The organism is Siminovitchia sp. FSL H7-0308 (assembly GCF_037980985.1).
In the GTDB taxonomy this organism is placed as follows: Bacteria; Bacillota; Bacilli; order Bacillales; family Bacillaceae_C; genus Siminovitchia; species Siminovitchia thermophila.
Genome location: NZ_CP150282.1, coordinates 3874405 through 3887567, shown reverse-complemented (window position 1 = coordinate 3887567; position 13163 = coordinate 3874405). Strand labels below are relative to the sequence as shown.

At 39.2% G+C, this 13163-nt stretch carries 7 protein-coding genes and 1 CRISPR repeat array; of the genes, 5 read left to right on the top strand and 2 right to left on the bottom strand.

Annotated elements, in window-relative coordinates:
• Nucleotides 1-6: 6 nt before the first annotated feature.
• From cas4 to cas2, 3 genes are read left to right on the top strand one after another with little or no spacing between them, the layout of a single operon-like run.
• Entirely contained in the window at nucleotides 7-510 is a 504-nt protein-coding gene (cas4, locus tag MHB50_RS18170) for a CRISPR-associated protein Cas4 (RefSeq protein ID WP_340085365.1), read from the top strand.
• Complete coding sequence (gene cas1b, locus MHB50_RS18165; protein WP_340084429.1) at nucleotides 511-1521, top strand: type I-B CRISPR-associated endonuclease Cas1b; 1011 nt, start codon at nucleotides 511-513, stop codon at nucleotides 1519-1521.
• A 16-nt stretch (nucleotides 1522-1537) separates the two neighbouring features.
• Nucleotides 1538-1801 carry a CRISPR-associated endonuclease Cas2 gene (gene cas2, locus MHB50_RS18160; protein WP_077113802.1) on the top strand — a complete coding sequence of 88 codons (264 nt, stop codon included), beginning with the start codon at nucleotides 1538-1540 and terminating at the stop codon, nucleotides 1799-1801.
• Nucleotides 1802-1971: 170 nt separating this feature from the next.
• Nucleotides 1972-6522: direct repeats of the CRISPR family, unit length 30 nt; unit sequence GTTAACATCTTACCTATGAGGAATTGAAAC.
• Between the two features lie 264 nt (nucleotides 6523-6786).
• Here the strand turns inward: cas2 and MHB50_RS18155 are convergent.
• Nucleotides 6787-8220, bottom strand: a complete 1434-nt coding sequence (locus tag MHB50_RS18155) for an IS1182 family transposase (RefSeq protein WP_340084261.1) — start codon at nucleotides 8218-8220, stop codon at nucleotides 6787-6789.
• Nucleotides 8221-8612: 392 nt separating this feature from the next.
• Nucleotides 8613-9986, bottom strand: a complete 1374-nt coding sequence (locus MHB50_RS18150) for a sigma 54-interacting transcriptional regulator (protein WP_340084428.1) — start codon at nucleotides 9984-9986, stop codon at nucleotides 8613-8615.
• Nucleotides 9987-10180: 194 nt separating this feature from the next.
• On the opposite strand from MHB50_RS18150, the gene MHB50_RS18145 reads away from it, so the two are divergent.
• Together MHB50_RS18145 and brnQ are read left to right on the top strand one after the other, a co-directional pair.
• Nucleotides 10181-11164 (top strand): proline racemase family protein, encoded by a 984-nt coding sequence (locus tag MHB50_RS18145; RefSeq protein ID WP_340084426.1) that lies wholly within the window; start codon nucleotides 10181-10183, stop codon nucleotides 11162-11164.
• A 280-nt stretch (nucleotides 11165-11444) separates the two neighbouring features.
• Nucleotides 11445-12839: a branched-chain amino acid transport system II carrier protein gene (gene brnQ / locus MHB50_RS18140; RefSeq protein WP_340084424.1), complete on the top strand. Its 1395-nt coding sequence runs from the start codon at nucleotides 11445-11447 to the stop codon at nucleotides 12837-12839.
• Nucleotides 12840-13163 lie beyond the last annotated feature (324 nt).

The window sequence follows — 13163 nt, the reverse complement described above, 5'->3', positions numbered from 1 at the left end:
GAGTACATGCCGAACGTGACCGGTACGGACATTTGGTACTATTTCATCTGCAAAAGAGAGCTTTGGCTCATGATTCGTAAAATTGCCCCTGACCAAGAAGATGAAAACGTGGATATTGGCCGTTTTCTTCACGAATACTACAGTAAAAGAGGAAAGAAAGAAGTAGATATAGGCAGCGGTAAAATTGACAGAATCAAGAAGGTGGGAAATCAGCTTGTTGTACAGGAAATAAAGAAAACCTCCCGCTATAGGGAATCCAGTTATTTTCAGTTATTATTTTACTTATACGAACTAAAGAAAATGGGAATAGAAGCCAAGGGAGAGTTGCTGTTTGCGGAAGAAAAGAAGAAGGAAGTGGTTGAATTAACGGAAAAGAACGAGGAACAGTTGGAAAAGGTAATAAAAGAGATACAGAAGTATGCACGTATGCCGGTTCCCCCTTCACCTAAGAAAATTAAGTTTTGTCCAAAATGTGCATATCGTGAATATTGCTGGGCGGGTGAAGAATGAGTGAAAAAAACATTGTATATTACAAATAGCGGTGAATTCAAGAGAAAAGACAACACGTTATATTTTATAAATGATGAAGGAAAGAGAACGTTTATTCCGATAGAAGACATCAACGATATTTTTATTTTTTCAGAGGTAAGCTTAAATACGAAGCTGCTTGATTTTTTGTCCCAGAAGCATATTTGCGTTCACTTTTTCAATTATTTTGGTTATTATTCCGGCACCTATTATCCAAGAGAACATTTAAATGCAGGACACGTATTATTAAAGCAAAGTGAAGTATATTTGAATTTCGAACGTAGGCTTGATTTGGCCAGCCGATTTGTGAATGGGTCAATTCACCAAATGCAACAAGTTCTAAAATACTATGTAAATCGTCGGAAGGATAATAATATCCATTTAAAAGATTCTGCGGAAAAGATGGCGGAGATAAAGGAACATCTCATTCAAGCGCAAACAATAGAGGAATTAATGGCTTCAGAAGGCCATGCAAGAGAAGTATATTACTCTTGCTTTGATGATATTATCCAAAACAAAGATTTCGTGTTTGATAAAAGAACAAAACAGCCTCCTTTAAATGCCCTTAATGCCTTGATTAGTTTTGGTAATTCTATTTGTTATACAATGATTTTAAGTGAAATATATAAAACCTATTTAGATCCGAGAATAGGATTCTTGCATTCGACAAACTTTAGAAGGTTTTCGTTGAACTTGGATGTAGCGGAGATTTTTAAGCCGATTATGGTGGATCGGTTAATTTTTCAGCTCATTAATAAGAAAATGATTACAAAAAAGCATTTTGAACAGCAGCATACAGGAGGCATTTTGTTAAATGATAAAGGGAGAAGAATTTTTTTAGAGCAAACTGAGTTGCGAATGAGAACTACTGTAAATCACCGTCACCTTGGCAGGCGTGTTTCATATCGACGCTTATACCGACTAGAGCTTTACAAAATTCAAAAGCATATATTAGGTGAAAAAGAATACGAACCGTTCGAATCGCTTTGGTAGAGGAGGATTTTAGAGAATGTTCTTAATCCTTGTATATGACTTTGGAGAAAAAAGAGTCGGAAAAGCATTGAAAATTTGCCGAAAGTATTTACACTGGGTTCAAAATTCCGTTTTTGAAGGAGAAATTTCAAAAGCAAATTTTGTAAAATTAAAAAAAGAGCTGGAGCTACTCATGGATCCAGAGGAAGACTCGATCATCTTATACACATTCAGATCACAAAAATTTTCTAAAAGAGAAATCATGGGCTTAGAAAAAGGAAACATAGATTTTATCCTGTAACATTTGTCGTCGATCTATCTCGTGACATCAACCCCGGGAGATCGACGACAAATCAAAATCATCCAAAAAGCGGAAAATGCAACCAGTATGAGCCTGTTTGGGAAAAAATAACTTTCATTTTTATAAAATATGTGATATACAATAATGTGATAGAATCAATGTTTTTTGGGGTTAACATCTTACCTATGAGGAATTGAAACTCGGAGCATGAACCTGAACCTCCAAAGCCTACGACGTTAACATCTTACCTATGAGGAATTGAAACCCACCATCCTGTGACACACCTAGCCCGGCGCTTGTAAGTTAACATCTTACCTATGAGGAATTGAAACCGCGATGAGCTTTTCGGACTTATCACGGACACCGAGCGTTAACATCTTACCTATGAGGAATTGAAACACAAAAAGGTCATGCGTGACTGGCGCGGGAAAATCCGTTAACATCTTACCTATGAGGAATTGAAACTGCTGTACGACTAGACATAAATTGTGGACCACACCGTTAACATCTTACCTATGAGGAATTGAAACAGGACAAGGAGCGAAAAGTTGGCGACATCATCACCGGTTAACATCTTACCTATGAGGAATTGAAACCGCAAAAGAAATCGGATATTTGAGAGGTGTTAAACGTTAACATCTTACCTATGAGGAATTGAAACTAACCTGCCCGCAATTGCGCTGGACAATTTTTCGGGGTTAACATCTTACCTATGAGGAATTGAAACGAGACTACGGAAGGCGAAATCACGGCGATGGCTCTACGTTAACATCTTACCTATGAGGAATTGAAACACGCGCTGCTAAACGGTATTTCCTCGTGCCTATTTTCGTTAACATCTTACCTATGAGGAATTGAAACATATGTGGCGCCGGTTGCGGGTGCGCTCGGTATGGTTAACATCTTACCTATGAGGAATTGAAACGGCGATGGCCGCGAAGATACTAACGACGCAGGCGGAGTTAACATCTTACCTATGAGGAATTGAAACCTGATGAAGCAGAGCAACGATACAAAACCGTGGCGTCGGTTAACATCTTACCTATGAGGAATTGAAACAAAACTCGGTCAGATAGTTCACTAGCTTCTATGCTGGTTAACATCTTACCTATGAGGAATTGAAACATCGAATATGAAATCTTCGTCGCGTATCGGCTCAACGTTAACATCTTACCTATGAGGAATTGAAACCCTTATGCCCGCCGCCAAGAATACGAACATAAGTCGAAGTTAACATCTTACCTATGAGGAATTGAAACCTGCAGATTATGAACTGATCAAACAGGGGAAAACATGTTAACATCTTACCTATGAGGAATTGAAACTCGACCAAGTAGTCGAGCAAACATTCGAAAAGCAGTGTTAACATCTTACCTATGAGGAATTGAAACTCACTAACGCCAAATCTGGCGGAGTTTGATGTGCTCGGTTAACATCTTACCTATGAGGAATTGAAACCAAGTTGAAGAAGGTAATACAATAACTCCGTATGAGTTAACATCTTACCTATGAGGAATTGAAACAGGCATGCGCCACCTATCAAGGACGGCCGCATCAAACAGTTAACATCTTACCTATGAGGAATTGAAACACCCATTGTCGAGCAGTATAATCGCCATGCAGCTGAGTTAACATCTTACCTATGAGGAATTGAAACCGGTCGATGATAAGTCGATATATCAGCACTTGCCGGTTAACATCTTACCTATGAGGAATTGAAACGCCAGTGAAGTGGCGAATGTGACTAAAGCCATTTTGTCTGTTAACATCTTACCTATGAGGAATTGAAACAGTGTTTGCCCTGACAAAGCGTACCCTCCCCTCTTGGTTAACATCTTACCTATGAGGAATTGAAACAGATATAAAGTAAAATTGTGATAATCCTCGACCATGCAGTTAACATCTTACCTATGAGGAATTGAAACTATCCCTAAGGGGACTACTGTCTATGTTTCAAACTTGTTAACATCTTACCTATGAGGAATTGAAACGACGGTGACCGTGCGATCGTTTGTAGACCGTGTGAGGCGTTAACATCTTACCTATGAGGAATTGAAACACGTGTGCGTATGATTCGGCGTTTCGAAACTGTGCGGTTAACATCTTACCTATGAGGAATTGAAACCCCGGCTAATGATGCCAAAGCCGAGGGGATTGTTTTGTTAACATCTTACCTATGAGGAATTGAAACGGCTTTTCTGCAATTTCTTTTGCAAGGTTTAGCAGTGGTTAACATCTTACCTATGAGGAATTGAAACTCAAAAGATATTGGCAAACAATCCCAACCACAGAAAACCGTTAACATCTTACCTATGAGGAATTGAAACAAATGAAATCACTTTTAAATGCTACAGGGTTTTCCCCGTTAACATCTTACCTATGAGGAATTGAAACCGTTGACTTTTTTGCTTGGTTTTTATATATCAACGGGTTAACATCTTACCTATGAGGAATTGAAACTTCCGTGTTTTTCCATTACGTCGAGATAGGTTTCCCGTTAACATCTTACCTATGAGGAATTGAAACAAATATAAGCACGCGCATCCAATTCCTCGTAAGAATCAGTTAACATCTTACCTATGAGGAATTGAAACCCAAAAGGAATCGAAGATGCTATGGGTGTGAAACGAGAGTTAACATCTTACCTATGAGGAATTGAAACTGATGGTTCTTACACAAGAACCGTAGATTCCGCCATACGTTAACATCTTACCTATGAGGAATTGAAACGAAGGTATGACCGAAGAAGAACGTAACCGGTATATCTGTTAACATCTTACCTATGAGGAATTGAAACGATGGACGTAGCTGAATAGCCCATTAAATTCATTGCTGTTAACATCTTACCTATGAGGAATTGAAACCTTGAATTGCAGTTTGGGTTTGATGATTTTACTGATGTTAACATCTTACCTATGAGGAATTGAAACGAGGAAGTGTATGAGAGAATAAAAGAAGATATTGTTGTTAACATCTTACCTATGAGGAATTGAAACCGGGGTAGTATTCATAAGTGGATGTCAGCTTCAATTTCGTTAACATCTTACCTATGAGGAATTGAAACTCTCAAATGGGAATCAAAAAAACCAAATGGTGAAGAAAGTTAACATCTTACCTATGAGGAATTGAAACTAATTATGCCGTACATTTCACCGCCTCCCTACCTAGTTAACATCTTACCTATGAGGAATTGAAACCAATTAAGCAGGAGTACACAAAAGACAATCCGGCGCGTTAACATCTTACCTATGAGGAATTGAAACCGGACATTCTTGTAAGCTTCTACGGCAGTATCTCCGTTAACATCTTACCTATGAGGAATTGAAACTTTGTTTTTGGGCTGACCTCTACAGCTGTCGGATCACGTTAACATCTTACCTATGAGGAATTGAAACCCCCTAACTTACGTAATGAGAAAGCAGGGCAAGGAAGTTAACATCTTACCTATGAGGAATTGAAACCGATTTCAGTAGAAGCTAGTTCGTCGGCAATTGTTGTTAACATCTTACCTATGAGGAATTGAAACGATGGACGTAGCTGAATAGCCCATTAAATTCATTGCGTTAACATCTTACCTATGAGGAATTGAAACCATATTCATCATATTTCCTATCCAATGTTGTTGTTGAGTTAACATCTTACCTATGAGGAATTGAAACGCTTTCCATCCCGCAAGTGCAAGCTTCTCCATTCCGTTAACATCTTACCTATGAGGAATTGAAACACCAAAATGGAATTATCCCCGCCGCTACCCGGGTCCGTTAACATCTTACCTATGAGGAATTGAAACCCAAGTAAGTGCAGAAAACAGCTCAGGTGAAAGCGAGTTAACATCTTACCTATGAGGAATTGAAACATATTCTTCGACACACGCTTCGACAAACCCGTCGAAGTTAACATCTTACCTATGAGGAATTGAAACCAAGATAAGGAAAAGGCAAGGACAAGACACTTTTAAGTTAACATCTTACCTATGAGGAATTGAAACGATGACAGCACAACGTACATTTGGGGATCAGGTATCAGTTAACATCTTACCTATGAGGAATTGAAACGCAGAAGGTTTTAACCCGGAGACAGATCCAGTAAGTGGTTAACATCTTACCTATGAGGAATTGAAACAGAAAAAAGCCCAAGAAATGGCCGGAACAGTAGTCACCGTTAACATCTTACCTATGAGGAATTGAAACCGAGTACTCTATCAAACTACGGGTAGCCGGTCTATTGTTAACATCTTACCTATGAGGAATTGAAACAAATCATAACTATCATCTATATTTTCCGTTTGGATTTCGTTAACATCTTACCTATGAGGAATTGAAACTGTGGACGTATCGGAAAAACGTGTGGCAGAGGATTCAGGTTAACATCTTACCTATGAGGAATTGAAACTACCTCACTTTGATAATTTTCTATGTAAAAACATTGTTAACATCTTACCTATGAGGAATTGAAATTTCCAACGATCTGACCTTTTTCATTCCGAACCGCTCCGTTTGTATCTTACCTATGAGGAATTGAAACAAAAATAAAGGCGGTGAACTAGGCCATGCAGTCAGTGTTAACATCTTACCTATGAGGAATTGAAACCCTGTTGTGGTTGATGTGTATTCTGCTCCCCTGTCGTTAACATCTTACCTATAAGGAATTGAAACGTGGAAAAAGAACCGCAATTAGATGGAGGTGGCGGGGTTAACATCTTCCCTATGAGGAACTCTTGCAATTGGTTCTTGATTCCGGTTGCTCAATGAGCGTTTACACTTTCCCATGAGTCTGGCAACCGCCGCGGTCTTTATAAAATTCACCTTGCCTTCTTCCCTATGAGCTTTTCTCCGTGCTTTGATTTTCGCTCTGCCTCTCCGAATCTCTTTCTCGTTTATCCCGCATGTCAGACTGTCTAACAAATGTTCAATTTTCAGCACTCAAACGTACTTTTTTGCTTGCAAAACTTCTAATATTGAAATTAACAAAGAGTTTCGGTGTGGTTAAGCTACTAATAGCTCCACAATCTCCGAAACTTTTTTGATTTTCGTTAGCCTTTTGAAATTATAGGCAACACCAATTAGAGCTGCTTCCGCGTTCACAGAATCCAGCCCTTTCCCTAGAAAGAAAGTATAACCAAAGGATCGCTTAATGGTTCCAAAAGGATGTTCCACAATTTGTGATCGTTTTTTATAAATTTCATTATTGGCTTCCGTATCTTCTTTCAATTTTTCGATAAGTTCTTCATGTTCCCAGCGTTGAATATTTCTTCCTCTTTTAGCTTTTGTACATAAACTATATACAGGACAAGATAAACAAACATCTCCTCCAATATACCTTTTGTACTTCAAGCCATTTTTAGACGTGTTTTCCTTGTAAGGAAGTTCTTGTCCTTGAGGACAACGATAACTATCTGTTTCTTTTTGATACTGAAAATTATCTTTTGAATAAGTAGGATCTCCTGACATACTTTTCTTTTTTTGAGGTTTTAAATATAAAGTGTTTCCGTCATCTAAACAATCTTTTATTTCTTTTGCATTATAATATCCTGTATCAGCTACTATGACTCTGTCTGTGTTTTTTGATAATATTTCATTTGTTTTTGAAACCATCGAGGATAGTTGACTCTGATCATTTACATCGTTTACCACATCTAAAGTGACAATCAGTTTATGCTTATTATCTACAGAAGATTGCATATTGTAAGCTACATCTATTTTCCCATTATTTTTCATAGCTCTAGATTCCGGATCTGTCGTTGTCAATTGGTTCTTTTCTTCTTCATTCATTTTCTTTTTTATTTCTGTTAAATATTCTTTTTTCTTTTGATATTTATCAATTTTCGATTCAATAGATGAAACGTTCTCTTCTGTTAATTCATTCTCCTGTGCTATTTGTTCTAGTTGTTGGAGGTAGTGTTCAATCTTTTCATCAATATAATTCATCTTCTTTGTTAATCCATTTGAAGTAATGCAATTTTTCTTACTATTTTGTGCTCGTATTTTTGTTCCATCAATGGCAATAAGCTTGCCATCAATTAATCCCCATCCTTTAAGTAAGTATGTAAAAGTGCGCATAACTTTCTTAAAGCCTTTACGGTTTTCCTTTAGAAATAATGAAATAGTCCCATGATCAGGACGTATTCCATTTACTAACCACATTAACTCGATATTTCTTTTACATTCTATCTCTAAAGAACGAGAAGATCTGATCTTGTTAAAGTATCCATAGATGAACAACTTTAATAAATCTTTTCTCTCATAAGGTTGTTGTCCAGGATTATGTTTTTTATATTCTTTAATTCCCATATCGACCAAGCAGAGTGATTCTACGAAAGCATCAATTGCTCGAACAGGGTTTTCCTTATCAATCATTTCATCTAAACACAGTAATTGAAAACTTATTTGATCTCTTGAAAAACCGTGAACATTGCCCATTCTAAAGAATCTCCTCTGCTTATAAGTTACCTATATTATACCTTTTTTTGGTTTTATTTGTTAGACAGTCTGATGTAAGCTGCCGTAAGGCTCCCACATCAAAATCTTGAGTGAATACAAAAGGTGCATGTGTGAGCAAACGGCACCTAAATGCCCGATTGGTTCAACTAACATTCAGTAGGAGAGGGAAGAAAACTCCTCTGAATGAAGTTTCACTTTATATCTTCCCTATGAGCTTGTCTCTGTTTATTGCTCCGATAGCTGATGTTCTGTCAAAGAAGTCTCAGCCATCGGAGCATCCGCCTTTTGGGGGCGTCTTCATGGCTTTCCGTTTTTGATATCTGCACTGAATTAAGCGATCCATGAATGAGGTTTCGGTCGTCTTTATGGCTTTATGTTTTGATATCGTATTGCTTTATTTTTCTATATAGGTTTGCTCGGGACATTCCGAGTAATGTGGCGGCTGCGCTTTTGTTGCCAAAGGTTTTGTTTAGGGCTTCTTGGATGCGCTCTTTTTCTAACAGGGCTTTTTCTTTTGCGAGTCCCGCCTTTTCTTCTGCTTTTTTGGTGTTGGCCGGAAAGATTTGGGTGATGTCTTCGGCATGGATGATCGGTTTTTCTGAAAAGATGATCATTCTTTCGACCACATTTCTCAGTTCTCGAATATTTCCGGGCCAATGATAGTTCATGAAGCATTCCAAGGCGCTGTCAGAAAGGGAGGGGATTTCTTTATAGTATTTTATTGCAAATTCTTGTATGAAGTTATTGGCTAAGAGCGGGATGTCTTCCAATCTTTCCCGCAGGGGAGGGATGGGTAATGTAACCACATTGAGACGGTAGTACAGATCTTCCCGAAAGGTGCCTTGTTTCACCATCTCTTCTAAATCGCTGTTGGTGGCGGCCACAACGCGAATGTTTACTTTAATAGAGGTGTTGCCCCCAATGCGATATACTTCTCTTTCTTGGAGGACTCTTAGTAATTTGACTTGCATGTCAAGGGGCAATAGACCAATTTCGTCCAAAAATAAAGTACCTCCTTCGGCCATTTCCACTTTCCCCGGTCTGCCATCCCGGTGCGCGCCTGTAAAAGCGCCTTTTTCGTAACCGAAAAATTCGCTTTCAAACAGGGCTTCGGGAATGGCTCCGCAATTAATGGCAATAAATGGCTCCCGACTTCTGAAGCTTGCTTCATGGATGCCTTGGGCGAACAGTTCTTTCCCAACGCCGCTTTCTCCGTGAATGAGGACTGTCGCATCCGTTTTAGCCACTTTTAGCGCCAATCCTTTTACGAGTTGAATCGCTTCGCTATTCCCTTTAATTTCCGAAAAAGGACCATTTTGTTCCTGTACTTTATATTGCCTTTTTATGTTTTGGAGCTGGGTTGTTTGCAAGGTCAGCTTTTCGTTTAATTTTACGATGTTGGTAATATCATGGTCGATGGAAATGGCTCCGATTAACTCTCCATTTTCATCAAAAATAGGCGCCGAGCTGATGACTACGTGCTTATCCGGCCGGGGTTGGTGGTAGACGTTATGGACAGGCCGTTTCGTTTTTAGGATTTCCAATAATTTCAAATCTTTTCTTTTAAAAAACTTGCTTATTTTTCTATGTTCAATGTCTCTAAGCGGTATGCCGTAGATCTTTTCTGCTTGGGGATTCCAATATTGTACTTCGCCCGATGCGTTAATAATGGTAATGGCATCCGCACTTGTTTGTATTAACGTCTGTAAGAAATAGTGTGAATGTTTAAAGTATTGTTCTTTCATAACCAACACCTTCGTTAAAATAGTGTAACATCTGCCATTTGTATTAAACAAATGTGTAACATTTTTGGACACTTCTTATTGTAATAGATGATCAACAGAACAGCAATTGTAGCAAGTATACCTATTAAAATGTGTTGGCACAATTTTTGCTATCTCTATTGTATAGAAACATATTTACGAGGTGAAATGGTGAAATGATTGAGATAGAAGGTTACATAGAAACCATTGATGCGCATGTGATGGGAGAAGCGGCCAGAATTGTCATCGGAGGGATTCCGGAGATTCTTGGTGAATCCATGATGGACAAAAAACGTTATGTGCAGAAAAATATGGACGATATACGAAAATTGTTAATGCATGAGCCAAGAGGGCATCTGAATATGTTTGGCGCCATATTGACCACGCCTTGCCAGCCATCATGCGACATTGGGGTTTTATTTATGGATAGCGGCGGTTATTTAAACATGTGTGGCCATGGAACGATAGCGGCTGTCACAGTGGCTGTCCATAGTGGCCTCATTGAAAGAAAAGACAAGGTATTTTTGGATACGCCTTCCGGAATTGTCGAATGTCATCTTGTTTATGAGCAGGATAAAGTGAAGGAAGTGTCATTTATCAATGTTCCGGCCTTTTTATATGAACGCGGTGTAAGCGTTTTTGTTGAAAATGTGGGGCATGTGGAAATGGATATCGCTTTTGGCGGCAGTTTTTTTGCCATTGTTGATGCAGAACCATTTCAACTACAACTAACCACTGAAGAACAGGAAAAAATTACCTCATTGGGCATGAAGATCAGAAAGGCGGCAAACGAACAGTTGACGGTCAGCCACCCGTACATTCCCGAGATCAATACGATTGATCTCGTAGAATTTAGTTTACAATTAGATGAACATTATTATCGGAATACCGTGGTTTTTGGCGATGGACAAATTGATCGGTCACCGTGTGGGACAGGCACATGTGCAAAGCTTTCCACATTGAACCTTAAGCCTGGTGAATATATTATCCAGGAAAGTATTATTAGATCACAATTTAAAGGCGAGGTAGTCGGTTATACAGAGGTTGGAAACTATAAAGCGATTATCCCGAAAATAACGGGGTCCGCTTGGGTGACCGGCATTCATAAATTCTCATTGGATGTGAGCGATCCATTCAAGGAAGGCTTTCTTTTACGATAAATCTATTCATCCTTTCTCGAACAATCGGGCGAAATGATGGAGCCAATACTCAGTCCGCAATTTCAAGGAAGTGGCGGGTATTATGAATAGAACATTGCGTTTTTTTCCATCATTTCATTTGGGGAACGTCGCGGTTATTTCATTTTAGGCACATTTCCGGCGGGCAGCACACGCAAGACCGGAAAGGAAAAATAGATTTGAAGGATAACATGTTCACGAAAAAAATAGAAGGGGAAGCTCCTGGATGTTCTTCCCCTTCTCATTAGAGGAGGAACTTGAGGTGCAAAAAAAACTGCCCTTTCTACAAATACTCGCAATAGGTTTGATGCTTTTTTCGATGTTTCTAGGTGCTGGAAACGTGATATTCGCGCCAATGGTAGGACAGCAGGCAGGTGGAAATGTCTGGACCGCTATGGGCGGGTTTTTAATTACTGGTGTCGGTTTGGTGTTATTGGCGATTATTGCGTTGACACGCGGCGGAGGAACAGTGGAAAGACTTGCGGGCAGAGTGGGTCCCCGTTTTGCTGTTATATTTTCAGTATTGCTGTTCTTAACGCTTGGCCCCATTTACGTCATTCCCCGGACAACATCTGTTGTCTATGAAATTGCGATTAATCCACATGTGCACAGTAAGGAAAATGCCAGTCTTTACTTGTTCATTTTTTCTACAATATTCATTGTCTTGACGATTTTGCTCTCGTGGAATACGACCAAATTTGTCGATCGTTTAGGAAAAATAATCACTCCTGTCTTTTCCATATTATTAATCACTTTAATTGCCAAGTCGCTGATTACACCAATGGGAAAGATTGGCGAGCCTCAAGAGGAATATTTGAGCGGAGTTTTTATCAAAGGGTTTACAGAAGGATATTATACAATGGATGTTCTTGCCGCCTTTGTATTTGGGGGAATCTTCATTAAATCGATCAGCTCTTTAGGAATCCAATCAGAAAAAGAAGTGTCACGGGTTTTTATTCAGGCTGGGATGATCACGATGATTGGACTTGTGGCATTACAACTCTCAATGGCCTGGATTGGCGCCTCTAGTGTGGATTCCATCGGCTTGAAAGAAAATGGAGGAGAAATATTGGCTCAAGGCTCCAAGGTGCTGTTTGGGCAAGGCGGGGTATATATGATTGGGGCAGTCATTTTCTTAACTGGGATCACAACGAATGTTGCTTGCTTAGCGTCCGTTTCCGAATATTTCGAAAGGATCATTCCGTCCGTTTCTTATAAAAAGTGGCTCATCCCATTTTCGCTTGTTGGTTTGATCATTACGAACTTTGGATTAAATAAAATTTTGACGCTTGCTTCGCCTATTCTTTTATTGTTATATCCGATTGCGATTGCTTTGATTGTATTAATCTTTACAAACAATTTATTTGGCGGATATAAGTCGGTTTACGTTGCCACCATAACCGGTGTCGGTTTTGTCGCTATTCTCGATGCTTTAAAAGAAGCAAACATCGCGCCTGAAGCGATCAATCAAGTATTTGGTTTCATTCCATTATTTACAAATGGCGCCGGATGGATTGTAACCGGTTTAATTGGCTTTTTGCTTGGCCTTATTATTGCCAAAGTTCTCAAAGAGCCTGCCGATCTCATCCAAATCGCAAGTCAAAAGCGTCCCGACCATGAATGTGAAGAACATGTTGAACATCTGCCTATCAAATAAGCTTGAAAGCGCCCACAGTCCAAGTATCAGCAGTCACAAGTCTCACGGCAACTAAAGCGAAGGCTTTATCCAACACAATAGACGCTCAGACATAAGCCTAAACGGCAAAGATGATGATGCCGCCATAGTTATGATGAGATTAGTGGTTAAAACCATTGAGTAGGCTCTTATATCATGAAGTGTATGTTCCAAGTCTTGTTGTTTTTTCTCCGCAATCAGTTCTTCTGCAAGCCGAATCCATAGAGGCTTCAAAGAATACTTTTCAAAACGGATTTTTTCCTTGGACATTCACTAGTGGTTGGCAGGAAAGAAAATGATGGCTTG